This window comes from Phaeobacter gallaeciensis DSM 26640 (genome assembly GCF_000511385.1).
In the GTDB taxonomy this organism is placed as follows: Bacteria; Pseudomonadota; Alphaproteobacteria; order Rhodobacterales; family Rhodobacteraceae; genus Phaeobacter; species Phaeobacter gallaeciensis.
This window is the reverse complement of the sequence record NC_023137.1, coordinates 2,897,450-2,922,209: the sequence shown is the minus strand read 5'-3', so window position 1 is coordinate 2,922,209 and position 24,760 is coordinate 2,897,450. Positions and strand designations below refer to the sequence as shown.

The 24,760-nt window shown below is 60.7% G+C and carries 24 protein-coding genes; 11 read left to right on the top strand and 13 right to left on the bottom strand.

Features of this window, described 5'->3' with window-relative positions; all coding sequences use genetic code 11:
* From GAL_RS14160 to GAL_RS14130, 8 genes are all read right to left on the bottom strand, one after another.
* Window positions 1-969 carry a type II secretion system F family protein gene (locus GAL_RS14160; RefSeq protein ID WP_014873707.1) on the bottom strand — a complete coding sequence of 323 codons (969 nt, stop codon included), beginning with the start codon at window positions 967-969 and terminating at the stop codon, window positions 1-3.
* Window positions 969-2,408: a CpaF family protein gene (locus tag GAL_RS14155; RefSeq protein ID WP_024098250.1), complete on the bottom strand. Its 1,440-nt coding sequence runs from the start codon at window positions 2,406-2,408 to the stop codon at window positions 969-971. Before GAL_RS14155 ends, GAL_RS14160 begins: the two co-directional genes overlap by 1 nt.
* A 29-nt stretch (window positions 2,409-2,437) precedes the next feature.
* The gene (locus tag GAL_RS14150) at window positions 2,438-3,670 is read right to left on the bottom strand and encodes an AAA family ATPase (protein ID WP_024098249.1); all 1,233 of its coding nucleotides are present in this window, start codon (window positions 3,668-3,670) and stop codon (window positions 2,438-2,440) included.
* A 204-nt stretch (window positions 3,671-3,874) separates the two neighbouring features.
* Entirely contained in the window at window positions 3,875-4,501 is a 627-nt protein-coding gene (locus GAL_RS14145) for an OmpA family protein (RefSeq protein ID WP_024098248.1), read from the bottom strand.
* A gap of 19 nt (window positions 4,502-4,520) precedes the next feature.
* Entirely contained in the window at window positions 4,521-5,927 is a 1,407-nt protein-coding gene (locus tag GAL_RS14140) for a type II and III secretion system protein family protein (RefSeq protein WP_024098247.1), read from the bottom strand.
* Between the two features lie 227 nt (window positions 5,928-6,154).
* On the bottom strand, window positions 6,155-7,015 hold the full coding sequence (gene cpaB, locus GAL_RS14135) for a Flp pilus assembly protein CpaB (protein WP_014873712.1): 861 nt from the start codon (window positions 7,013-7,015) through the stop codon (window positions 6,155-6,157).
* A 150-nt stretch (window positions 7,016-7,165) separates the two neighbouring features.
* Complete coding sequence (locus GAL_RS22680) at window positions 7,166-7,342, bottom strand: hypothetical protein (RefSeq protein ID WP_014873713.1); 177 nt, start codon at window positions 7,340-7,342, stop codon at window positions 7,166-7,168.
* A 90-nt stretch (window positions 7,343-7,432) separates the two neighbouring features.
* On the bottom strand, window positions 7,433-7,618 hold the full coding sequence (locus GAL_RS14130) for a hypothetical protein (RefSeq protein WP_014873714.1): 186 nt from the start codon (window positions 7,616-7,618) through the stop codon (window positions 7,433-7,435).
* 354 nt (window positions 7,619-7,972) lie between these two features.
* Here GAL_RS14130 and GAL_RS14125 point away from each other — a divergent pair, with 354 nt between their 5' ends.
* Together GAL_RS14125 and GAL_RS14120 are read left to right on the top strand one after the other, a co-directional pair.
* Window positions 7,973-8,902, top strand: coding sequence for a lytic transglycosylase domain-containing protein (locus GAL_RS14125; protein ID WP_024098246.1), 930 nt, complete (start codon window positions 7,973-7,975; stop codon window positions 8,900-8,902).
* 137 nt (window positions 8,903-9,039) lie between these two features.
* Window positions 9,040-9,531, top strand: a complete 492-nt coding sequence (locus GAL_RS14120; RefSeq protein ID WP_024098245.1) for a hypothetical protein — start codon at window positions 9,040-9,042, stop codon at window positions 9,529-9,531.
* Window positions 9,532-9,593: 62 nt separating this feature from the next.
* On the opposite strand, the gene GAL_RS14115 is transcribed toward GAL_RS14120, so the two are convergent.
* The 5 genes from GAL_RS14115 to tldD form a co-directional block, all read right to left on the bottom strand.
* Window positions 9,594-10,223, bottom strand: coding sequence for a 3-oxoacid CoA-transferase subunit B (locus GAL_RS14115; RefSeq protein ID WP_024098244.1), 630 nt, complete (start codon window positions 10,221-10,223; stop codon window positions 9,594-9,596).
* Between the two features lie 12 nt (window positions 10,224-10,235).
* A complete protein-coding gene (locus GAL_RS14110) occupies window positions 10,236-10,955 on the bottom strand; it encodes a CoA transferase subunit A (RefSeq protein ID WP_024098243.1) in 720 nt (239 codons plus the stop codon).
* A 254-nt stretch (window positions 10,956-11,209) separates the two neighbouring features.
* A complete protein-coding gene (gene topA, locus GAL_RS14105) occupies window positions 11,210-13,912 on the bottom strand; it encodes a type I DNA topoisomerase (RefSeq protein ID WP_024098242.1) in 2,703 nt (900 codons plus the stop codon).
* Window positions 13,913-14,025: 113 nt separating this feature from the next.
* A complete protein-coding gene (dprA, locus tag GAL_RS14100) occupies window positions 14,026-15,264 on the bottom strand; it encodes a DNA-processing protein DprA (RefSeq protein ID WP_024098241.1) in 1,239 nt (412 codons plus the stop codon).
* A 307-nt stretch (window positions 15,265-15,571) separates the two neighbouring features.
* On the bottom strand, window positions 15,572-16,993 hold the full coding sequence (gene tldD, locus GAL_RS14095) for a metalloprotease TldD (protein WP_024098240.1): 1,422 nt from the start codon (window positions 16,991-16,993) through the stop codon (window positions 15,572-15,574).
* A 199-nt stretch (window positions 16,994-17,192) separates the two neighbouring features.
* Between tldD and coxB the strand changes: the two genes are divergently transcribed.
* From coxB to GAL_RS14050, 9 genes are all read left to right on the top strand, one after another.
* Window positions 17,193-18,032, top strand: a complete 840-nt coding sequence (coxB, locus tag GAL_RS14090) for a cytochrome c oxidase subunit II (RefSeq protein WP_024098239.1) — start codon at window positions 17,193-17,195, stop codon at window positions 18,030-18,032.
* A 122-nt stretch (window positions 18,033-18,154) separates the two neighbouring features.
* The gene (cyoE, locus tag GAL_RS14085) at window positions 18,155-19,096 is read left to right on the top strand and encodes a heme o synthase (RefSeq protein WP_024098238.1); all 942 of its coding nucleotides are present in this window, start codon (window positions 18,155-18,157) and stop codon (window positions 19,094-19,096) included.
* Window position 19,097: 1 nt separating this feature from the next.
* A complete protein-coding gene (locus GAL_RS14080; RefSeq protein WP_024098237.1) occupies window positions 19,098-19,280 on the top strand; it encodes a hypothetical protein in 183 nt (60 codons plus the stop codon).
* Entirely contained in the window at window positions 19,280-19,867 is a 588-nt protein-coding gene (locus GAL_RS14075) for a cytochrome c oxidase assembly protein (protein ID WP_024098236.1), read from the top strand. Before GAL_RS14080 ends, GAL_RS14075 begins: the two co-directional genes overlap by 1 nt.
* A 23-nt stretch (window positions 19,868-19,890) precedes the next feature.
* The gene (locus GAL_RS14070; RefSeq protein WP_024098235.1) at window positions 19,891-20,706 is read left to right on the top strand and encodes a cytochrome c oxidase subunit 3; all 816 of its coding nucleotides are present in this window, start codon (window positions 19,891-19,893) and stop codon (window positions 20,704-20,706) included.
* Between the two features lie 118 nt (window positions 20,707-20,824).
* On the top strand, window positions 20,825-21,499 hold the full coding sequence (locus GAL_RS14065; protein WP_024098234.1) for an SURF1 family protein: 675 nt from the start codon (window positions 20,825-20,827) through the stop codon (window positions 21,497-21,499).
* 4 nt (window positions 21,500-21,503) lie between these two features.
* The gene (thrC, locus tag GAL_RS14060) at window positions 21,504-22,892 is read left to right on the top strand and encodes a threonine synthase (RefSeq protein ID WP_024098233.1); all 1,389 of its coding nucleotides are present in this window, start codon (window positions 21,504-21,506) and stop codon (window positions 22,890-22,892) included.
* Window positions 22,889-24,151, top strand: a complete 1,263-nt coding sequence (locus GAL_RS14055; RefSeq protein ID WP_040104103.1) for a M16 family metallopeptidase — start codon at window positions 22,889-22,891, stop codon at window positions 24,149-24,151. Before thrC ends, GAL_RS14055 begins: the two co-directional genes overlap by 4 nt.
* On the top strand, window positions 24,151-24,741 hold the full coding sequence (locus GAL_RS14050; protein WP_024098231.1) for a GNAT family N-acetyltransferase: 591 nt from the start codon (window positions 24,151-24,153) through the stop codon (window positions 24,739-24,741). The genes GAL_RS14055 and GAL_RS14050 overlap by 1 nt, the downstream gene beginning before the upstream one ends.
* Window positions 24,742-24,760: the final 19 nt, after the last annotated feature.

Sequence of the window (24,760 nt, the reverse complement as noted above, 5' to 3'; positions counted from 1 at the left end):
TCACACCTTGATGTTCGTCAGCATGCGCATAACGAAGAGATTGACGGTCAGCATGGCGCCAACGACGAAACAGGCGGGGATGAACCAGGGGTGGTCGATCACGCTGTCATAATAGCCGGGATCCTTGGCCAGAATGCCGCCCAGACAGAACAGCGGGAAGCCGGAGAGGAATTTGCCGGACCATTGCGCCTCGGCGGTGATGGCTTTCACACGGCGGAACAGGCGGAAGCGGGCGCGGATCACCTTGGCCAGACCGGCCAGCACCTCAGCGAGGTTACCACCCGATTGCTGCTGGATGGTCACAGCCACGGCGAGGAAGCGCATGTCTTGCATGTCCAGGCGTTCGGCCATTTCCTTCAACGCCTCGCCCACATCGCGGCCATAGGCGCTTTCGTCGGCGATGACGCCGAATTCGGTGGCCAGCGGATCTTCGACCTCATTGGCGACGATCTGCACAGCAGAGGAAAACGGATGGCCAACGCGCAGGGACCGCACCATCAGTTCGACGGCATCGGGCAGCTGCTCTTCGATCATGGCCATGCGTTTGGCGGCTTTTTTATTGACCCAGAAGAACACGGCGCCGACGCCGATGATGACCGAGGCCAGCAGGCGCAGCGGCAGTTCGGCGCTGGTGCCAACGCTGAGGCCAACGAAGGCGATGGCGGCGACGCCGCCCATGATCAGGATCAGCTGACGCGGTGAGAAGGCAATCGCTGCCTTTTGTGCACGCTCGGCCAGCAGCGAATAGAGCGGGATCGACTTTGCGCTCATGTGCTGGCGCATTTCCTTGCGCAGCTGTTCCAGCACCTGTTCGCGGTTGCCGCCCTTGTCCATCATCTCCAGGCGGCGGTTGACGCGGCTGTTGAGGCTGATGGATTTGCCAAATGTCACCAGATAGAGACCTTCGACCAGCACCAGAACGCCGATGAAGATCAGACCATAGATGATTGGTTCTGCACTCAGTTGCATCAGCGCGCCTCCATCACGGTAGGTTCATAGATCGCGGACGGCAGGTCGTAGCCCCAGAGGCGGAACCGCTCGGAGTAGTGGCTGCGCACGCCGGTGGCGGTGAAATGGCCGATGATCTTGTTCTCCGGCGTGAGGCCGACGCGCTGGAAGCGGAAGATTTCCTGCATGGAGATCACATCGCCTTCCATACCGGTGATTTCGGTGATGGAGGTCATGCGGCGGGAGCCGTCCTGCAGACGCGAGGCCTGCACAATGATGTTAACCGCTGAGGCGATCTGGCTGCGCACCGCCTTGATCGGCATTTCGATGCCGGCCATGGCGATCATGTTTTCCAGACGTGAGATGCCGTCGCGGGCAGAGTTGGCGTGGATCGTGGTCATGGACCCGTCGTGGCCGGTGTTCATTGCCTGCAACATGTCGATGACCTCTTCGCCGCGGGTTTCGCCCACGATGATCCGGTCCGGGCGCATCCGCAGGGCGTTTTTGAGACAGTCGCGGGGCGAGACCTCACCGCGCCCCTCGACGTTGGGCGGGCGGCTTTCCATCCGGCCCACATGGGTCTGTTGCAGCTGAAGTTCCGCCGTATCCTCAATGGTGAGGATGCGTTCGGCATTGTCGATGAAGGATGACAGCGCGTTGAGGGTGGTGGTTTTACCGGAGCCGGTACCGCCGGAGACGATGACGTTGAGACGGGTGGAGACAGCGGCCTGAAGATAGGCGGCCATTTCCTCGGTGAAGGCGCCGAAGTTGACCAGATCGTCGATGCCCAGCTTGTCCTTCTTGAATTTACGGATCGAGACCAGCGAGCCATCCACGGCCACTGGCGGCACCATGGCGTTGAAACGCGAGCCATCGGCGAGACGGGCGTCCACGTAAGGGTTGCTTTCATCGACACGGCGACCCACGGCGGAGACGATCTTGTCGATGATCCGCATCAGGTGCTTTTCATCCTTGAAAGTCACATCGCTGAGCTGGAGTTTGCCATCGCGTTCGACAAAGACCTGCTGCGGGCCGTTGACCAGAATATCGTTGACGGTGTCGTCCTGAAGCAGGGTTTCCAGTGGGCCAAGGCCTGTGACCTCGTCATAAAGCTCCTTGGTCAGGGTCTGGCGGTCCTCACGGTTGAGAACGATGCCTTTTTCCTCAAGGATCTCAGTGGCGATAGAGGAGATTTCAGCGCGCAGCTCGGCCTCGCTGGCACGCTCCAGCGCGGCGAGGTTGAGGTTGTCCAGCAGTTCGCGGTGCAGCTGGATCTTGATCTCGCCCATCCGCTCCTTGCGCTTGCGTTCCTTGTCCGCCGGTGTTGCCTCAGCCGCCTTGCGGGCCATGGGTTTGCGCATGCTGGCGGCCGGGGCGGGGGCCTTTTGCGGTGCGGCCGCAGGGGCCGGCTGCGCGGCGGCGCGTGGTGTGGCAGACTGTTTTTTGTACTTGGAGAACATGGAAAGAACGCCCCTGGTTAAATCTGGGTTCAGGCCGCCGCAGCGTCGCTTTGACCGAGGTCATGCAGCGATTGGGCCAGTTTCAGAATTTCCTTGCGCAGTGGGTTCTTGGCCGCCGAGCTGGCCAATGGGGTGCCATGATCGCAGGCCTGCGCCACCTGCTTGCCGCCATCGGGCAGTTGCAGGTCGATGGAAATGCCCAAGGATTCCGCCATGCGTTTCACGCGGCTCTTGCCACTCAGGTCCGTGAATTTCGGAGCCCGGTTCAGCGCAAACCGCAGTTTTTCAAACGGCAGGTCCTCGGATTGCAGCGCCCGTTTCAGGCGCAGCGCGTTCTGCGCCGACCGCATGTCCAGCTCCACCATGGAGAAATAGACATGCGCCATATTGAGAATGGTTTCCGACCACTGCACCAGCGTGTGCGGCATGTCGATGACCACAAAATCGAAGTGACTGCGCGCTAGCGTTACCACCCGTTCGATGTCTTCGGGGGTGATGAACTCCAGCGGGATCATATCCACCGGCGCGGTCAGCACTTGCAGCTTGTCCTCATAGGTGACCAGCGCCTGACCAAAGACATCTTCGTCGAGATTTTCAGTGTCGCTGAACATCTCCATCACCACCTCGCGGCGGGGCAGATCGAGATAGGTTGCAGCCGAGCCGTATTGCAGATCGAAATCCAGCAGGCAGACCCGCGGGGTCTCGGAGGTGGAGAGCTGTGCCAGCTCCCAGGCGAGATTGACCGCAAGCGTGGTCGACCCGCTGCCACCAGCCAAACCATGGCAGACGATGACAGCGCCATCGCGCTGGCTGCCGGTCTTCAACGTATGCTGGGGTTCGGCATTGCGCTCCGCATCGGCCAGACGCAACCGTTCGATGGCGGCTTGCAGTTCCCCTTCCGGCAGAGGGTAGGGGATGAATTCATCAGCGCCCTGACGCAGCAGGTTGTGCAGCGCGGCAGGGGTGACATCCTCGGCGATCAGGATCACCTTGATATTGCGGGCCTTTGCCTCGGTGATGATGGTGCCCATCAGCGGCAGGTTGTCTTCGTCGCCGCTGTCCAGTGCGAGGGCGACAAATTCCAGCGCTTCGGCTTCGCTTTGATTGAAGAAGGCCAGAGCTTCAGTGAAACCGAGGTCACCCCAGGATTCGCCCATGGTCGCTTCCATGTCTTCGATCAGCAGGTCGAAGTTCTGCACGTCCCGACTGATCGTACAGGCAACAATCGCATTCGCTTCTGTCTGCGGCATACCGCTGCTCATCACCGTTATCCTTCTCTCGGGGCGTGTCGCGCCATATTGGCCGGACTACGCTAGCACGCGCATCCGACTGATGGACGCACATTACCTCTTGAGAACAATGTCGGGGAAGATCTGGGCGAGATTGGGGCCAAGGCCGCCCATTTCTGGGGTATTCTTAATGAGGTCTAAACAGGGTTAACCGCTGCCAACCCTGTTCAGCCACGCTTATTCCAGAGTGGTTTTGATTGAGCGTTCGCTGGTCAGTGAGGTGCGTGGCACCGCGCTTTCAATGTACTCTCGGTAGATGATCTGCGCGTATTTACCATCAAGAACAGTGGGATGGCGCTTAAGGAAGCCGCTGACTTCAGTGACGGTGCGGCGGTTGCGACGCTCGCGGTCTGAGGTCGGGATCAGAGGCTGTGTCTCACCGAAGGAGACCACGGCCTGCAATCGGCTGCGGCTGATCCCGCGCCCGACAAGATAGTTCACAGCAGCGCGCGCGCGGCGCAGGCCAAGGGCCTTGTTGTAGCTGGCGGAGCCGACGGCATCGGTATGCCCGAAGACCCGGAATCGCACCTCGGGGAATTGCCGGATCCAATGGGCCTGCTGATCCAGCACCGCGCGGGCATTTCCATCAAGCTGGGCGCTGTCAAAGGCGAAGGTGATGGTGGTCGGCACCTCTTCGGCAAAGCGGGTGGCGAGCTGGATTGCGAAATCGCGTTCCCCGGCCATCACGGCGGCGTTGGAATTGGTGGCATTACCAAAGACCGAACGGTCCAGCGGTTCGCCCGCTTCATATTCACAGGCGGCCACTGTCAGGGATAGGCCAAAGAGTGCTGCATATCTGATCATCTGCCCCATATCCCTCTGCTTAATCCATCACATAGCCGTAAGAGCCGTTGAAGTCCTGCTTGGCCACTTCGCTGGCGGGGCCTTTCTGGCCCTTGGCCACCCGACCCATCAGGAACAGTTCACTCTCACTTGGCGGGCGAATGCGATCAGTCGGCAGGCTCAACGCCTCGCCGCGTGTCGGGGTCACCAGATGGGCGCTAACGATGATCACCAGTTCGGTCTGTGCGCGCTGATAGTTGGCGCTGCGGAACAGCGAGCCGAGGACGGGAACATCGCCGATCCAGGGCAGCTGCGAGGAGTTGTCGCGGAATTCATCGCGGATCAGGCCGGCAATGGCAAAGCTCTCACCATCGCGCATTTCGACCGTCGTCACGCTTTCCCGGCGCGAGAAGGCCGCGATGCTGAGACCGTTCAGCTCAATCGAATTGGTGGGATCAATGGCGGAGACAGCGGCCTTCATTTCCAGATTGATCACATCCGCATCTACCACGCGGGGAATGAAGTTCAGCTCAATCCCGAAGGGTTTGAATTCAATTGTAATGATACCGTCTTCCTGGGCGACGGGAATGGGGTATTCGCCCCCGGCGAGAAATTTGGCCTCCTGCCCCGAGAGGGCAGAGAGATTGGGTTCTGCCAAGGTGCGGACGACGCCTTTCTGCTCCAGCGCCTCCAGCAGGAGGTTCACCTGGAAGGCACCGGCATTGAAGCCGAAGACAAAGGCGCCTGTGTTGTCATTGGCGGCCGGGATGTTGCCGGACAGGCTGTTGGTCAGCGCGCCCTGGGTGTTGAGGGTGCTGGTACCACCGTTGACGCCGACACTGTTGCCGCCCTTCACGCCGAGCGAGGCGCTGAGGGATTTGGAGACGGTGCGCTGCATTTCGGCAAAACGCACCTTCAGCATGACCTGCTGCACGCCTCCGACAGACATTAGGTTGCTGACCCGCTCAGGCGCATAGCGTTCGGCCAGATCCAGCGCCCGCTGCAAACGGGCAGAACTGGACACAACGCCGGACAGAACGATGCCATCGTTGGCGGTGCGGACTTCGATCTTTTCGCCGGGCAGGATCTGGCGCAGCCGTTCCTTGAACTCGCTGACATCGGCGGCCACGCGGACATCGACGTTGGTGATCAGGCGGCCAGAGGCATCCAGCAGGGTCAACGTCGTCAGGCCCGGTGACTTGCCCAGAACGTAGATTGTGCGATCCGACAGTGAGGAAATATCGGCGATGCTGGGGTTTGCGATGCTGAGTTCGGAGAAGGGCACGTCGCTTTCGACCACCACCGCCCGGTTCATCGGCACCTCAAGATTGGCGGCGGTGCCCTTTTTGACCACGCGCAAGCCATTCGCCCAGGCAGCATCTGCAACCGGGAAACACACCAGCGAAAGCCCCGTCAGGGCCGCCGCAACATACCGTCTAAAAGCCATGTGACCTGCCTTTCCGATCACGCCTCAATACAGGGTCTTTTTGCCCATTGTTTGCGACACTCTGCGCGCATCGGCGAATTTTTGCAAGAATCAAAGACTTCCGGGGTGCAGCTACAGTGGCTGACCTGTGGAGTGTCGGCAACAATCACATAAAAACACCGCCCGAGGAGGGACGGTGTTTGATATGTTATCCATCTGATACCTTTGCAGGAATGCGCGGTCGCGGTTCAGTTGGTGCAGGGAATCGGGATCTCGACCACCTCAGCACCGCGACGGGTACGAATGGTGCAAACCTTTTCCTGTTCGGCCTGCTGCGGTGCCTCGATCGCGCCGAGACCCAGCAGGCTGCGCTGGTCGACCTCGATCACGGAGGCGACGGTGTCATCCCCAGCACCCACAAGCGACAGAGACAGGCGGCCGGTGGATTGTGCCTGCGCCAGTGCGGCAACCTGTTCGGGGCGCACGGCGGCAGTTACGGTGCGCGCGATCACGGCGCCATCCAGATCACCACCGGCAGTCTGATCAACGGCGATCAGTTCGATATTGGTCTGGATCAGGCGGGTGAATTCGCCATTCCGACCACCATTCTGATCATTGAGCGACCCAGTCCAGTAGACGTCCACATGGTCACCGGGGCGCAGAAAACCGGACACGCCGGAGGATACATCAACCCGGATCGCAAAGGCGCGCATGCCTTTGGACAGGCGGGAGGTGATGCCCGCGTCTTCACCGGGTTTGGTGACCTTGACCGCCAGAATCGCCTCATCCTTTTCCATGCGGCGCAGCACCACGCGATGATCATCGGGGTATTGCGGCGGGAACAGCGCATCCATGGTCAAGAAGGCGCCTTCGGGAATGGCGTTCTCGGGCCAGCGGACGGAGCGGATATGCTCCTTGGTCAGCCGTTCGCCGTATTTCAGTTGCGTGTTGGCGATAAAGACATCGACCAACGGAATGTTCTCTCCCCGCGAGGCGCGCTCACGGGCGAGTTCGTTTTGGTAAGCGGTGATATAATTCTTGGCCATCATCACAGCCCCCCCGGCGAGGGCGACTCCGACAATGAGGACAAGTCCGAATACTGCACGCATGGTGGTACCTCTCATCAAGGGCTGCCGGGGTTGCAGGTGCAACACCGGCGCCTGGGTCGGTCAAACCGTTGCCTGAACCGGGCGTTCTGTCCCAGTGCTGCCGCCGATGCCAATCGCCACCGGCGGACAAGACGCGTTGCCGCGCCCCGATCAGCTAAACGACCAATTGGTCATATAGGCTGCCAGCAGGTCGGCCAGTCCCAATGCGCCATCCTCCATTGAGGCGGCGATGAGCACAACCAACCCAACGATCGCAGCGGTCAGAACCACCCAGTCAACGGTGACTGCGCCGTCATCTTTGGCAATGAATTGCTTGAACCTGTTCATACTGGACCTCGCTAACCGAAGGTTCCTTGGGCAAAGGGCCGCGCCTTAGGCAAAAGGCGCGGCCCTCAAACTCGTCAGGTCAAAAGCGACTTAGGAGTCGGACGGACCTTTGGTGCCCAGGTAGGAGCCGGTCGCGGATGTCAGGTTCGACGCGCCGTTTTCGATCGAGGTGTAAACAACACCTGCCAGAGCGGCCACAGCGGCGGTCAGAACAACCCAGTCAACGGTCACGGCGCCAGAGTCGTCTTTACGGAAGTTTTTGATGAATTTGATCATGGTTCGTCCCTCCAAAGGATCTAAAAGTGTGTTTCAACCTTGCCGTACGTTTGTGAGCCTGCTCTCTCCTGCTCGGCTCTGTTCGACTTGGTGTGAAGCTATATAGCCAGCGGAGCGTGGCAGGATTTGGGCTGAAACGCGGACTCATTTGCCCTACTTTAACTTTTCGCCAGTGATCCATTTAAGTATTTGATTTTGAAGGGGTATTATTTTTACTTCTTGTCAATATCCGTGGCTCAGGGGCGGCAGATCTTGGTAAATATGGCAAATCTGCCAGAATCTGGGGTGCGGAACTGGATTTTTACCAGCGCTTCAGCGAGTCTTAGCGGCGAAAAACAGAGGCAGAGCAGCCCCATGAGTCTTTGGCGATCCATTTCTGGCCGTTTGGCGGCCAATACGTCGACGAGTCGGCGCAGGTTTCCCGGTATTGGGGGCAATGGTGGGCATGTGGGCTGTTGGTTGCGCAGGGCTGCCGCAACACTTGTGGCCTGGGCTGTGATCTGGACCACCAGCGGCGGCGAGAGCGGAGCGCAGGCGGTTGAGAAAGCCGCACCGGCGCCTTTTCCTAAGTTTGAAGCCAAGCGCGTGCGCCCGCCCAAGCCCGGCACCAAACAGCGGATCAAGATACAGATCGAGACGCCCGCCAATATCCCCGCGCCGCCCGCAGCCACGGAGGCGGGCGCACCTGCAGCACCGCATAAGGGGCGCTATACCGGGTTCTGGGCAGAGATCTCTGACAGTTTGGCAGACGGCGGTCCCGGTCGCCTGGGCAAGGCGTTGCGGGCGCTGGATGGGGACACGCCGGTGGCGGCGCCCCGTCTGCAACTGCTGCAGGATATCGCGGGCGAACGCGGCGTGCAGATTCTGACGGCCAGTGTGGGGACGGATGTGTCTCCCGCATTGGTGCTGGCGGTGATTGCAGTGGAATCGGCAGGCAAGGCTGAGGCGGTTAGCAGTGCTGGCGCGCAAGGATTGATGCAGTTGATGCCGGATACCGCGGCGCGGTTCGGGGTTGGTGACGCCCTGGACAGTGGCGAGAACATAGCGGGCGGGGTGAAATACCTCAACTGGCTGATGGGAGAGTTCAACCGCGATCCGATTCTGGTGCTCGCGGGATATAATGCAGGCGAAGGCACTGTGCGCAGCCACGCGGGGGTGCCGCCGTTTGCCGAGACGCGTGATTACGTGCCCAAGGTTCTGGCGGCGTTTCAGGTGGCGCGCGGTCTCTGTATGACACCACCGGAACTGATCACCGACGGCTGTGTCTTTCGCCAGATGAAGTAGACGCTGATTTGGGCGAGCGCAGGCTCTCTCGGTTTTTTGGAAAATTGTTGCGACCTGGCTACCGGGATCATTTTTTCGCCCGATTTGGCTGATTTACAGCAGGGATATTCTACCTGAAGTAATTTTGGAGACAGGCATTGGATTTAGGGATCGATCCGACGGCTTTGGCCGCGGGGTCACATGCGGCGACTGACAATATTATCATGTTTGGCACCATCGCATTTGTTGGCTTTTTCGGGCGGCTGATCTTTGTTGCCTTTGGCCCGGGACTGGCGAATGCCAATCCGCTCAGAAACTTCTCCGGCTATGGGCATATTCTGGTGGCGGTGGCGTTGTTTGCAGGGGCTCTGCATTTGTCGGGCAAGACGGTGAAGGCACAGGTGCTGTTCAAGCGCCATCTCGTCGATCCGGTTGTGGTGAGCGTGCTGGGCCGTGACAGCTGCGATCAGGATGGTGATGATTACTGTGTTATCGTGTTTGAGCAGGACCGGGAGATGAGCGTCAACTGGTACGACAAACGCGTCTATATGTATGAGATACTGAACCCGGCGGAATTGCCGCTGTGGTCATCATTGCGCCCACGAGGGCGGCCGAAAGGGGCGACAGCGGCACCGCTGATTGGTGCGTGACATGAAAACGGCCCGTCAGATGATCTGGCGGGCCGTTTCAATTCTGCGGTGTCTTACAGCGATCAGTTGACGATGGTCGCCTGAGTTGCCGCGCGCAGCTCATCCTCGCTGACACCCTCGGCCGTCTCAACGATTTTCAGACCGCCCTCGACCACATCCAGCACGCCAAGGTTGGTGATGATGCGATCCACCACGCCTTTGCCGGTCAGGGGCAGGGTGCAGTCTGTTAGCACCTTGCTGTCACCGTGCTTGTTGGTGTGGTCCATGACCACCACCACGCGGCCGACGCCTGCCACCAGATCCATCGCGCCGCCCATGCCCTTCACCAGCTTGCCGGGGATCATCCAGTTTGCCAGATCGCCGTTTTCGGCGACTTCCATCGCGCCGAGGATCGCCATGGCGATTTTGCCGCCGCGGATCATCGCGAAGGATTGCGCGCTGTCGAAATAGGCGGTCTGGGGCAGTTCGGTGATGGTCTGCTTGCCGGCGTTGATCAGGTCGGCATCCTCTTCGCCCTCAATCGGGAAGGGGCCCATGCCCAGCATGCCGTTTTCCGACTGCAGCGTCACGTTGACACCTTCGGGGATGTGGTTGCTAACCAGCGTCGGAATGCCGATGCCGAGGTTCACATACCAGCCGTCCTGCAGTTCCAGTGCCGCGCGGGCGGCCATTTGATTGCGGTCCCATGCCATGTCGCGGTCTCCTTACTGTGCTGCGGGGCGCGTGGTGCGCTGTTCGATGCGTTTCTCGTGATCGCCTTGGATGATGCGATGCACATAGATGCCGGGCAGGTGGATGGAATCCGGGTCCAGCGAACCGGTGGGGACGATTTCCTCAACCTCTGCGACGCAGATCTTGCCGCAGGTGGCCGCAGGCGCGTTGAAGTTGCGCGCGGTCTTGCGGAACACCAGATTGCCGGTTTCATCCGCCTTCCAGGCCTTGACGATGGCGAGATCGGCAAAGATTCCCTCTTCCATGATGTAGTCTTCCATGGCGCCGTTTTCGCCGGTGGGGAACTGTTTCTCCATCTTGCCCTCGGCAATGACGGTGCCCACGCCGGTCTTGGTGAAGAAGCCGGGGATGCCTGCGCCACCAGCGCGCATACGTTCGGCCAATGTGCCTTGGGGATTAAACTCCAGCTCCAGCTCACCTGACAGGTACTGGCGCATGAATTCGGCGTTTTCGCCCACATAGGAGGAGATCATCTTCTTCACCTGCTTGGTCTGCAGCAGGATGCCGATGCCGAAGTCATCAACGCCCGCGTTGTTGGAGGCGAAGGTCAGATCCTTGGTGCCTGCGTCCTTGATCGCATCAAGCAGCAGTTCCGGAATACCGCAAAGCCCAAACCCGCCTGCAGCGATGAACATGCCATCGTGCAGCACACCGTCCAGCGCCTCGGCAGCGTTGGAATAAACCTTTTTCATATCCATCTCCCATGATCATCAGCCAGGTTGGCAAAGTTCTGACGCCCGCCGGGGACAGAGTCAACGATACGGAGAAAGACACGTATTTCTACGGACAGGGGCACAGGGCATCGGATGGGGCGGTACAGCGCGCCGCGTCAGCGGCGCCATGCCCAACGGGTCGAGGCCCGTCGCAAGACCGGGCTGACCGGGCGGGAGTTCATCGGGCGGGAGCAGTTAGGGGGGACACGGCCGGAGGCCAGCGGCGGAGGGAATTACCCCTCGTCGCTGCTGGTCTCGGCCTTCTTTTTGGCTGCAGGCTTTTTCGCGGCGGGTTTCTTCGCCGCTGTCTTTTTGGCGGCGGCCTTTTTCGGAGCTGCCTTCTTTGCCGGAGCCTTCTTCTTGGCACCGGATTTGCCGGCTTTCTCGGTGATCAGTTGTACGGCCATCTCGACTGTGACGTCCTTCGGCTCGACGTCTTTGGGCAGGGTGGCGTTCACCTTTTCCCATTTCACATAAGGCCCGTAACGCCCGTCCATGATACTGATGGCACCGCCGTTTTCGGGGTGATCGCCCAGCTCTTTCAGCGCCTTGGCAGCGGCACGGCGGCCACGACCGGGGTTGGCGCGCTTCTCCGCCAGCATTTCCACCGCCCGGTTCATGCCGATCTCAAAGACGTCTAGCGTTTCCTTGAGGTTCACGTAAACCGGCTTTTCCTCATCCGGTTTCTGATGCGCAATATAGGGGCCAAAGCGGCCCAGATTGGCCTGGATCGCGCCGCCCTCGGGGTGCTGACCAACCTCGCGGGGCAGGGTCAGCAGGGTGACGGCCTGTTCCAGCGTCACATCATTTGGACCCCAACCCGGCAGAAAATCCTTGCCCTGTTTGGGCAGCGAGGAGCGTGGCGGCTTCTTGTTTTCGGGCGTGGCTTCGCCGCGCTGCACATAGGGTCCGAAACGACCGGATTTCAGGTGGATCTCATCGCCATCATCCTCGCCCAGAACACGTTCGTAGCCTTCTGCGCCCTCCCCGGAAATGGGGCGGGTGTAGTTGCACTCGGGGTAGTTGCCGCAGCCGACAAACCCGCCGGTGCGCGAGGTCTTCAGATGCAGCTGACCGGCGCCGCATTTGGGGCAGATGCGGGGATCGGCACCATCTTCGCGCGGCGGATACAGCTGCGGGGCCAGCGCGTCATCCAGCACATCCAGCACTTCGGTGATGCGCAGGTCGGAGGTCTCCGAGATCGCGGCGGAAAAATCGCGCCAGAACCGGCTCAACAGATCCTTGTAGTCGCGGTCACCGGCGCTAACGTCGTCCAGCTCCCCTTCCAGATTGGCGGTGAATTCATATCCCACGTAGGTGCGAAAGAAATTCAGCAGGAAGATGGTGACGATCCGGCCCTTGTCCTCAGGGAACAGGCGGTTCTTGTCCTTGCGGACATATTCGCGGTCCTGAATCGTGGTGATCACAGAGGCATAGGTGGAGGGGCGGCCGATGCCCAGCTCTTCCATGCGTTTGACCAATGTCGCTTCGGTAAAGCGGGGCGGCGGCTGGGTGTGGTGCTGCAGGCCCAGAACCGCCTTGTCGTCTGACAGGATGGCGCCGCCCGCGTCGGCTTTCTCCGCCTGCGCGGCCAGGGATGCTGCGAATTTCAGCGACTCGCCCTGCATGATCTGCGGCAGGCGCTTGTCGTCATCGTCGACAACATCATCGCGGCCTTCTTCGTAGACACGCAGGAAGCCGTCGAACAACATCACCTGACCGGTGGCGCGCAGCACCACCTGACGGTCGTCAGAGCCGATATCGACGGTCGTCCGCTCCAAACGTGCACCTTCCATCTGGCAGGCGAGGGTCCGCTTCCAGATCAGATCATAAAGCTTGCGCTGATCGTCCTCGGAGACTTTCAGGCTCTTGGCGTCGCGACTCATGTCGGTTGGGCGGATACATTCATGCGCCTCTTGCGCATTCTTGGCCTTGTTTTTGTAGATCCGGGGCGATCCCGGCACATATTCAGCACCGTAGCGATTGGCGATTTCAGCGCGCGCTTCCTGCACCGCCTCTGGCGCCATATCGATGCCATCGGTCCGCATATAGGTGATGTAGCCAGCCTCATAGAGGCGCTGTGCGGCGTTCATACATTGCTTCGCGCCCATGCCGAATTTGCGGCTGGCTTCCTGCTGCAGGGTTGACGTCATGAAGGGCGCAGATGGATTGCGGGAGGCGGGTTTTGCCTCGACCGACTGCACGGTCAGGGACCGGCTGGCGACGGCCTGCACCGCCAACTCGGCTGCGGTGGAATTGGCCAGCGCGTATTTGTCCAGCTTGTCACCGCCGAGAACCGTCAGGCGGGCCTCGAACTCCTGTCCGCGCGGGGTCGCGAGGCTTGCCTTCACGGACCAGTATTCCTGCGGATTGAACGCCTCGATCTCCATCTCACGCTCAACAATCAGGCGCAGGCAGACGGATTGCACGCGCCCGGCAGAGCGCGCACCGGGCAGTTTGCGCCACAGCACGGGCGACAGGTTGAAGCCGACGAGGTAGTCCAGCGCGCGGCGGGCCAGATAGGCCTCCACCAGCGGCAGGTCAACCTGACGGGGGTTCTTCATTGCCTCGGTGACGGCTTCCTTGGTGATCGCGTTGAAGGTCACGCGGGAGACGGCGGTGTCCTTCTTGATCGAGCGGCGCTTGGTCAGCGCCTCCTGCAAGTGCCAGCTGATCGCCTCGCCCTCGCGATCGGGGTCAGTTGCGAGGATCAATGCATTGTCGTCTTTCAGCGCATCGGCGATGGCCTTGACGTGTTTGCGGCTGTCGGCGCCGACTTCCCAGGTCATCGCGAAATCATCGTCGGGTTCGACCGATCCGTTCTTTGCAGGCAGGTCGCGCACATGTCCGTAAGAGGCCAGAACCGTGTAGTCGGAGCCAAGATACTTGTTAATTGTCTTGGCTTTAGCTGGGGATTCTACAACAACAACGGGCATAAATTCGTAAACCTCTATGGGACGGGCTGCGGGCGCTCTATGGCGGGGCAACATGTGGGGTGCAAGGGGAGATTGTCAATCCGGCATCGAATGACAATGGGCTGTTGCGTCAATCAGCGCTGGGATTTGGGCGTCTCTCTGGGATCTGAGGCCGCGTCAAAGTCGCCGCGGATCAATAGACCACCCGCCGCGCGGGCGACAGCACCGGAAAGCTCCAGATCGGTGAGTGCCGGGGCCAGATCGCGGGACGTCAGCGCGAGATCGCGGACCAGCTGATCCTCCGCCGTGGGGGCAGGGCCGAGCCGGTCGAGGATGCGCTGGTGCAGCGCCGCAGTCTCTCGCAAGTTGCGCTGTTCCGGCGGGGGAGGGGGCAGATCCGTGAGGCGAGCGCTGGCCGCGGCCTCCGGCGGGGGCACCGGGCGGTCGGAGAGTTCAGTCACCACGCGGTGCGACAGATCCATCGGCGGCAGCGCCTCGATCACGTCTTGCGCGTTGCGCACCAGTTGGGCGCCGTCGCGGATCAGCATATTGCAGCCCGCAGCACGGGCATCAAACGGGTGGCCGGGCACCGCCAGCACATCGCGCCCCAGATCCAGCGCGTCGCGCGCGGTGATCAGCGAACCCGATTTCGCAGCGCCCTCCACCACCACCACAGCCTGAGCGGCGCCGGCAATGATGCGGTTACGGGCTGGAAAATGCCGCGCACGGGGCGACATGCCCATCGGGTGTTCGGAAATCATCACGCCCTGATCGGCGATATCCTTGGCCAGCCGGGTGTTTTCGGTCGGGTAGATCACATCGACGCCGCCCGCCATCACGGCGCAAGTGCCGGTGCTCAGGGCGGCCATATGGGCGGCAGTATCAATGCCGCGTGCCAGCCCCGAGATGATGCAATAACCGGCCTCTCCCAGCTCTCGGGCCAAAGCACGGGCCATGCGCACCCCAAGGGAGGAGGCATTGCGTGCGCCGACAATGGCGATGGTCGGCTGGTTCAGATGCGCCAGATCGCCCACCGCCCAGAGCAGGGGCGGGGCGTCGCGCAGCGCGACCAGATGGGATGGATAGTCGGCCTCCCCAAAGCACAAAAGCCGCGCATTGGCGGCTTCTGCGGCCTTTATTTCGGCCAATGCCGCATCGGCAGAGCATATTTCATACCCTTTAACGCCAGCGGCGCGTGCCATTTCAGGCAACGCGGATAGCGCGTTCTGCGCTGATCCATATTTCGCGAGGAGACGGTGAAACGTCACCGCGCCAACACGTCTTGAGCGCAAAAGACGGAGCCAGGAAATCCGCATATCTTCCGTGGTGGGTGGGAGTGGGGGGTGAGTGGAAGAATGTGCTTCTTCGGTCATCCTGCGCTCCGCCTTGTTGCAGGACTATGATTAGCTCTTGAGTGGTTAACAGGTGATGAACATGGAGAATTAAAGGAAATATTTTAACAAACTCAATTCTAACTCGTTATGCCGTAAGCGAAAAATCGCCTCCGCTAAGGGGCGTGTCCAAAAGCAGGCCGCACACCACGTCTTCATATGAGGGCTGGATATCGTGAAATTACCGAAAAGTGCCGCCGAGTCGGCAGTTTAGCGACACGGCGGCGATTCTTGTGGTGAGTGAGGCTTCGGATCTGATGGCGAGACCGCGACCACCTCTCGCGAAAGCTTAGGTGGCGGAGCCGCCAACCGTAAGCCCACCCATTAGGACTGTGGGCTGTCCTACGCCAACGGGAACCCATTGCCCCTGCTTGCCGCAATTTCCCATTCCGGGGTCCAGCGCCATGTCATTGCCAAGCGCGCGGATCTTGTTCAGCGCCGTGGCGCCATCACCGATCAGGGTGGCGCCTTTGACCGGGGCGCCGACCTTGCCATCCTTCACCCGGTAGGCCTCGGTGCAGGAGAACACAAATTTGCCGTTGGTAATGTCGACCTGACCACCGCCAAAGCCCACGGCCCAGATGCCATCTTTGATGGAGGTGACCAGATCGTCGGGGTCGGCGTCGCCGCCCAGCATATAGGTATTTGTCATCCGCGGCATTGGCGCGTGGGCATAGCTTTGGCGACGTCCGTTGCCGGTGCTCTCCACGCCCATCAGGCGCGCGTTCTGGCGGTCCTGCATGAAACCGACCAGCTTGCCATCCTCGATCAGGGTGGTTTTCTGGCTGGGCGTGCCTTCGTCATCCACGGTGATGGAGCCGCGCCGGTCGGCGATGGTGCCGTCATCCAGCACCGTCACCCCCTTGGCGGCGATCTGCTGACCCATAAGGCCGGCAAAGGCCGATGAGCCCTTGCGGTTGAAATCGCCTTCCAGCCCGTGGCCGATGGCTTCGTGCAGCAAAATACCGGGCCAGCCGGGGCCAAGCACCACGTCCATCTCACCGGCGGGGGCGGGGACGGCCTCAAGGTTGACGCAGGCGATCCGCAGCGCCTCGCGGACTTTGCTCTGCCAATCGGCGGGATCGACCAGACCGTCCAGCCCCACGCGCCCGCCGCCACCGGCAGAGCCGCTTTCGCGGCGGCCGTCCTGTTCCACGATGACGGAGACGTTGAGCCGGGTCATCGGGCGCACGTCACGCACGCGGGTGCCATCAGCGCGCAGGATCTCCATCTCCTGCAGGGAGGCGGCCAGCATCGCCGAGACCTGCACCACCCGCGAGTCCTGTGCGCGGGCAAAGGCGTCGATCTCGCGCAGGGTCTCCACCTTCACGGCAAAGGGCATCGCGCCAATCGGATCATCATCTGTATAGAGGCGGGTGTTGGTGCGCGGCGGTGGCGGAGCCATGGTGCCGCCACCATCGCCCACGGCAAGGCGCGCGGTTTCGGCGGCACGCTTCAACCCGGCAATAGAGACATCGGTGGAATGGGCATAGCCGGCGACCTCGCCATTGACCGCGCGCAGTCCGAACCCTTCGGCGGCGTCATAGCTCGCGTTGCGCAGTCGGCCATCGTCAAACGTGAGCGCCTCTGACTTGCGCCGCTCGACAAAGATCTCGCCATCATCGGCCCCGGCAAGGGCCGAGCGCAGGACCCCCAGCGCCTCATCCTCGGGCAGGGTGGTTTCAAACGGGCGGAAGGCTGCGGTATCCATGGTTTGACCTCGGTTTTTTTGATCTAAATCAAGAAAGCGACGCTTTGACGCGAGCATTCCTCTTTAACTGCACGATGGAATATGATTTTTAGCAGCGTCAAAGACAACGGGTCCGGCGCGTTTTGTGGAATCAAAGTTCCGACATAGGACGTCGGCGCAGGAACAACTCGATCAACCGATCAACTGATCAGGACATGACATGAAGAACGCTTTGATGCTTTCAGGCCTTTTCTCAGGCCTCTCGAGCCTTCCAGCTATGGCGCAAGAAGGTCTGGAAACCATTGGCAAGCCGGTTGACGGCGGCCTTGGCTTTCAGCCGGCAGCGACCGAGCTTGCCGAAGGCATCCATTCTCTGGACTACATGATTCTGGTGATCATCACCGCTGTCTGTGTATTTGTTGGTGCACTGCTGCTCTATGCGATTGTGCGGTTCAACCGTCGTGCTAACCCGAATGCATCACAGTTCACCCACAACACGCCGATTGAAATCGCATGGACCGTGGTCCCGATCATCATTCTGGTGTTTATCGGTTCGTTCTCGCTGCCGGAGCTGTTCCGCCAGCAGGAGATCCCGGAAGGTGACATCACCATCAAGGTGACCGGCTACCAGTGGTACTGGGGCTATGAATATGTGGACCACGAATTCGGCTTTGAGAGCTTCATGCTGGCCAAGGAAGACCTGGCTGACAACGGCTACGCCGAAGACGAATATCTGCTGGCGACTGACACTGCCGTTGTTGTGCCCGTCGGCAAAACCGTCGTGATGCAGGTGACCGGTGCGGATGTGATCCACTCCTGGACCATCCCGGCGTTTGGCGTGAAGCAGGACGCCGTTCCCGGTCGTCTGGCGGAGCTGTGGTTCAAGGCGGAGAAGGAAGGCATTTACTTCGGTCAGTGTTCCGAGCTCTGCGGCAAGGACCATGCCTATATGCCAATCACTGTAAAAGTGGTGAGCCAAGAGGCCTATGACGCCTGGCTGCAAGGCGCGATCGAAGAATACGCGGGTCTGCCCCAGTCCTATCAGGTCGCCTCCAACTGAGCGATACGATTGGCGCTTGCCTCCGGGCGGGTGCCACCTAGCTATCACGTGAAAACGGATCGGGCCGCGCAGTCGCTGCGCGCCCGCTTTCGCTAAGACAGATCACGACAAAAGAGAGCACAATGACTGACGCAAGCATCAACGCCAGCACCGTCCAGGAGGGGGACGCGGAGTTCGGGGATTATTTTGCCCTGCTCAAACCGCGTGTGATGTCCCTTGTGGTGTTCACGGCGCTGGTTGGCCTTCTCGCCGCGCCAGTTGGCGTGCATCCTGTCATCGGATTCAGTGCGATCTTGTTTATTGCCATCGGCGGCGGTGCCTCTGGTGCGCTGAACATGTGGTGGGACGCCGATATCGATCAGGTGATGAAACGCACCAAAAGCCGCCCGATCCCCGCCGGTAAGGTGGAGCCGGGTGAGGCGCTGTCGCTTGGGCTGGCCCTGTCCGGTCTGTCCGTGATCATGCTGGCGCTGGCAACCAATGTGTTCGCCGGAGCATTTCTAGCCTTCACCATCTTCTTTTATGTCGTGATCTATACCATGTGGCTGAAGCGTGCGACGCCGCAGAACATCGTGATCGGTGGTGCCGCTGGTGCCTTCCCCCCCGTGATTGGCTGGATTGCTGCAACTGGTAGCATGGCGGTTGAACCCTGGCTGATGTTCGCGCTGACCTTCATGTGGACACCGCCGCATTTCTGGGCGCTGGCGCTGTTCATGCGCTCGGACTACGATGACGCAGGCGTGCCGATGCTGACCGTGACCCATGGCCGCCGCTCCACCCGGAAACATATTCTGATCTACACCGTCCTGCTGGCGCTGCTGGCGGTTGGCACGGCGTTCTCTGGTGTGGGTGGTCCGATCTATCTGACCGTGGCGGTGGTGTTGAACGCGCTGTTCCTCCAGGGGGCCTGGAAGATTTCGCGCCGCGATGAAGACGACAGCGAGGCGGATAACTTCAAGGTGGAGCGCAGCTTCTTCAAGCTGTCGCTATTGTATCTGTTCTTGCACTTCGGTGCGATCCTTGCTGAGGCCGTGCTGAAACCCTATGGATTGGGAGGCTGGTAAGATGAGCCTGCGCAAAGAGCATGAGCTGCATCAGAGACGGAAGGGTCGCAACATCGGCGTTGGGGTTCTGCTGGGATCCTTCGTGGTGCTGGTTTTGGCCCTGACCATCGTCAAGGTGACCTCGGCTGGGTTCAAATTCCCCAACACTGCCGCGGCTGTGGAACAGACCGAGGAGCAGAACTGATGGCATTGCAGGGACCACAGAAAACCGTCGTACAGCTGGTTGGTGTTGTTGTCCTGATGGGCGGTCTCGCCTGGGCGTCGGTGCCGTTTTATGACTGGTTCTGCCGGGTCACCGGCTTTGGCGGTGTGACGGGCGTAGCTGCCAAAGGGTCTGATACGGTTCTGGACAAGACCATCACCGTTCGATTTGACGCCTCCAAGGAGCGCGATATGCCCTGGGAATTCACCCCCAAGGTACGCGAGATGGAGATAAAGATCGGCGAAACCGGTCTGGCCTTCTATGAGGCCTACAATCCCACAGATCGCCCGGTGGCAGGGCAGGCGTCCTACAATGTGACGCCTTATTCCGCCGGTGGCTATTTTGACAAGATCGCATGTTTCTGCTTCGAAGAGCAGGTGCTGCAACCGGGTGAGCGGGTTGATATGCCCGTAACCTTCTTCGTGGATCCTGAAATTGTTGAGGATCGCGATGGAAAATACGTGCATACGATCACGCTGTCGTACACATTCTATGAAATCGATCTGCCAGAAGGGTATGCCGCCCTTGAAACCGGTGATACAGCCGGGGCAGGCACAAACACGAACTAGGCCGCTAGGTGAGGGACACTTAAATGGCGCACGCTAAAAATCACGACTATCATATTCTTCCGCCGTCGATCTGGCCGCTGCTCAGCTCGCTCGGCACCTTCATCATGTTGTTTGGTGCGGTTCTGTGGATGCACGGCATCACAGCCTATGCGTTCTGGGGCGGCTTCATCATGGTGCTTTATTCCGCCTATGCCTGGTGGGCAGAGGTTGTCGCCGAGGCGCGCCAAGGGGATCACACCCCGGTCGTTCGCATCGGTCTGCGCTATGGGTTCATCCTCTTTGTGATGTCCGAAGTGATGTTCTTCTTCGCCTGGTTCTGGTCGTTCTTCAAACACGCGATCTACCCGATGGAGACTTATATCGGCACTGAATATGTCGCGCCAAGCATCTATCCCGTTGATGCGTTCCACCTGCCGCTGATCAACACGCTGGTGCTGCTGCTGTCCGGCTGTGCTGTGACCTGGGCGCACCACGCGCTGGTTCACAACAATGACCGCAAGGCGCTGATCCAGGGTCTGTCCATCGGTATCGCCCTGGGTGTCTTCTTCACCTTCCTGCAGGGCTATGAATACATTCACCTGCTGCACGAAGGCTGGGAATTTGGCGGCGATGAGTTCTACTCGAACTTCTTCATGGCAACCGGCTTCCACGGCTTCCACGTGATCATCGGCACCATCTTCCTGACCGTCTGCCTGATCCGTGCGATGAAGGGTGACTTCACCCCCGAGCAGCACGTCGGTTTCGAGGCCGCCGCCTGGTACTGGCACTTCGTTGACGTGGTCTGGCTGTTCCTCTTCGTGGCGGTTTACGTCTGGGGCACCGCAGGTCTGGCCCACTAAGGGCATCCCGAATTGTAACGGGTACAGGTTTGTGGTTTCGAATCCCGACCTGACCCCGTAAGACATGCAGCGCGCGGAGCCATGCTCCGCGCGCTTTCTCATTCGCAAGGACAGCGTGATGCGACGGTTGATCTTTCTATCCCTTGTTGGCGGTCTGGGCCTTGCGGCGCTGATGGCTCTGGGGATCTGGCAGATCCAGCGACTGGCCTGGAAGGAAGACCTGCTGCGCACCATCGACGCCCGGATCGCGGCGGCACCGGTTGCCCTGCCAGAGACTCCGGTTGAGGCGCAGGATCGTTACCGCGCGGTGTCGATCACTGGCGCGGTTGAGACCGGTGAACTGCATGTGTTCTGGGTCACCAAGACGGCTGAGACCGGCTACCGCATCATTGCCCCCTTTCTGACCGAAGATGGTCGACGGGTGCTGTTGGACCGGGGTTTTGTTCCCGCCGCCGCCAAGGAGCGCGTGCGCGCCACCGGCGCCGCCGTGATCACCGGCAATCTCCTGTGGCCGGATGAGGGCGACTGGACCACTCCGCCGCCTGAGGTCGATACCAATATCCTCTATGCCCGCGATGTGGCCTATATGGCCGAACGGCTGGGCACCGAACCGGTGCTGATCGTCGCCCGCAGTGCCTCTGCCGATGCGGATGTGACGCCACAGCCCGTGACGACAGCAGGCATCCAGAACAATCACTTGCAATATGCGATCACCTGGTTTTCGCTAGCCCTGATCTGGGCCGCCATGACCACCTATTTCCTGTGGCGCTCGCGCCCAAAATCCGAAGGCTGAAGCGATGAAGTATATCTCGACCCGGGGCCAGGCGCCCGAGCTGACCTTTGAAGACGCCATGCTGACCGGGCTTGCCCGTGACGGCGGGCTTTATGTCCCCGCAGAAATCCCGACCATGTCCAAGGATGAGATCGCGGCCCTTGCCGGTCTCTCCTATGAGGAGGTCGCCTTTCGCGTGATGCGCCCGTTTCTGGGGGATTGCTTCACCGATGAGGAATTTCGCGGCATCATCGCCCGCGCCTACGAGGGCTTTGGCCATGCCGCGCGCGCGCCGCTGGTGCAGCTGGCGCCGAACCATTTCCTGCTGGAGCTGTTCCACGGCCCAACGCTGGCGTTCAAGGATTTCGCCATGCAGTTGATCGGGCAGCTGTTTGAAACCGCGCTGAAGCGGCGGGGCGAAAGCGTGACCATCGTGGGGGCCACCTCTGGCGATACCGGCTCTGCGGCCATTCAGGCCTTTGGAGGTCTGGATGCGGTGAATGTCTTCATCCTCTACCCCCATGGTCGCGTCTCGGAGGTGCAGCGCCGTCAGATGACCACACCCACCGATGCCAATGTCCATGCGCTGGCGGTGGATGGGGATTTTGACGATTGTCAGGCCGCGCTGAAGGATATGTTCAACGACTTTGACTTCCGCGATGAGGTCCGTCTGGCCGGCGTGAACTCCATCAACTTTGCCCGCGTGCTGGCGCAGGTGGTCTACTATTTCACCTCTGCCGTGTCGCTGGGCGCGCCGGAGCGCAAGGTGAGCTTTACCGTGCCCACTGGAAATTTTGGCGACATCTTCGCAGGCTTCATCGCCAAGCAGATGGGCCTGCCGATTGACCAGCTGGTGGTGGCGACCAATCAGAACGATATTCTGCACCGCTGCCTGAGCGGGCAGGGCTACCACAAGGGCGAAACCATTCCGTCGATCTCGCCGTCGATGGACATTCAGGTCTCGTCGAACTTTGAACGCGCACTGTTCTATGCCTACGGGCAGGATGGCGCCGCCGTGGCCCAGCTGATGGAAGAGCTGAAGTCGGGTGGTTTCGAGGTGAGCCAGGGCGCCATGCAGGCCTTGCAGGAGCATTATGTCTCCGGTCGCTGCTCGGAAGCGGAAACCTCCGCCACCATCAAATCGGAACGCGCGTCCTCCGGTGAACTCCTGTGCCCGCATAGCGCCATCGGCGTGAAGGTCGCCAATGAACAGCGCGACGCAGCGGTTCCGATGGTGACGCTCGCCACTGCGCATCCGGCAAAATTCCCGGCGGCGGTTGAGGACGCCAGCGGCGTGCATCCGCCTCTTCCCCCGCGCATGGCAGATCTGTATGACATATCGGAGCGGGTGACCCGGATCGCCAATGATCTGAGCACCCTTGAGACACATATCAGAAAGCACATCGCGCATTGACAGTTCAACAACACCAACTCGCCAACGGGTTCAGAATCGTCACCGAAACCATGCCGGGGCTGCAATCCGCAGCCATCGGCGTTTGGGTGACCGCAGGCGGGCGGAACGAGCGGATCGAACAGAACGGCATCGCTCATTTTCTTGAGCATATGGCGTTCAAAGGCACCAAGCGGCGCAGCGCGCTGGAGATTGCCGAGGCGATTGAAGATGTGGGCGGCTATATCAACGCCTATACCAGCCGCGAGGTGACGGCCTATTATGCCCGTGTCTTGCAGGAAGACGTGCCGCTGGCCTTGGATGTCGTGGCCGATATCGTGCTGAACCCGGTGTTCGACCCGCGCGAGATTGAGATTGAGCGCGGCGTGATCCTTCAGGAAATCGGTCAGGCGCTGGACACGCCCGATGATGTGATTTTCGACTGGCTTCAGGAAGAAAGCTATCATGACCAGCCTATTGGCCGCACCATCCTTGGCCCGGCTGAGCGGGTGCGTGCCTTCGACCGTGAGGATCTGGAGCGGTTTGTCGGGGAACACTACGGTCCGGGTCAGATGATCCTCGCCGCCTCCGGTGCTGTGGATCACGACGCTATCGTGAAACTGGCTGAGGAGCTTTTCGGCAGCATGGCCCCCAAGACGCTGGTTATGCCTGCGGCAGCAACCTTCACCGGTGGTGAGGCGCGGCAGGAGAAGGCGCTGGAACAGGCCCATATCGCGCTGGCCTTTGAAGGACCGGGATACCGTGATGACGCGATCTACACCGCGCAGATCTACTCCAGCGCTTTGGGCGGCGGCATGTCGAGCCGCTTGTTCCAGGAGGTCCGCGAAAAGCGCGGGCTGTGCTACACGATCTTTGCCCAGACCGGTGCCTATGCTGACACCGGCACGCTGACGCTTTATGCGGGCACCTCTGGTGAGCAGCTGGATGAGCTGGCCGGGATCACCATCGATGAGATGAAGCGCGCCGCTAGCGATATGAGCGATGCTGAGGTGGATCGTGCCCGCGCGCAGATGAAGGCGGGGATGCTGATGGGGTTGGAAAGCCCCACCAACCGCGCCGAACGGCTGGCCCGTCTGGTGCAAATCTGGGACGAGGTGCCCCCCTTGGAGGACACGGTGGCGCGGATCGATGCGGTGACCACCGCCGATGTGCGCGCCATGGCCGAGGATATGGCCCATCGCGCCTCCATGGCGCTGGCGCTCTATGGTCCGGTGGGCGAGGCCGCCCCGCTGACGGCCCTACAGGAGAGGCGCGCCGCCTGATGCTGCTGACCGGACGCAAGGTGCGTATCGAGACCGAACGCCTGACCCTCAGGCCGCCGATCCATGCGGATTTTCGCGACTGGGCAGCGTTGCGCCAGCACAGCCAGGGTTATCTCACCCCGTGGGAGCCAAGCTGGGCGGCAGATCATCTGAGCCGCAAGAGCTTCACCAACCGGGTCTACTGGGCGCGCCGGGCGGTCAGCTCCGGTTCGGCGTTGCCGCTGTTTCTGATCCGGCGCAGCGATCAGCTGCTGGTCGGGGCGATCACGCTGGACAATATCCGGCGCGGGCCTGCTCAGGCGGGCACGCTGGGATATTGGACCGGCCAGCCCTTCGCCCGCCACGGTTACATGCGTGAGGCGATCGGGGCGGTGGTGCATCACGCCTTCACCAAGCTGGATCTGAGCCGGATCGAGGCAGCGTGTTTGCCGGAAAACGCCGCCTCCCGCGGGCTGTTGGAGAGTGCTGGCTTCAAATATGAAGGCGTGGCGCAATCTTATCTGCAAATCAACGGGCGCTGGCGGACACATGTCCTATATGCTTCGTTGCGCCATGATCGACGCGGACGCACGCAGGTGGGGCAAGCCTGACGCCACGATGGGTGCGGTC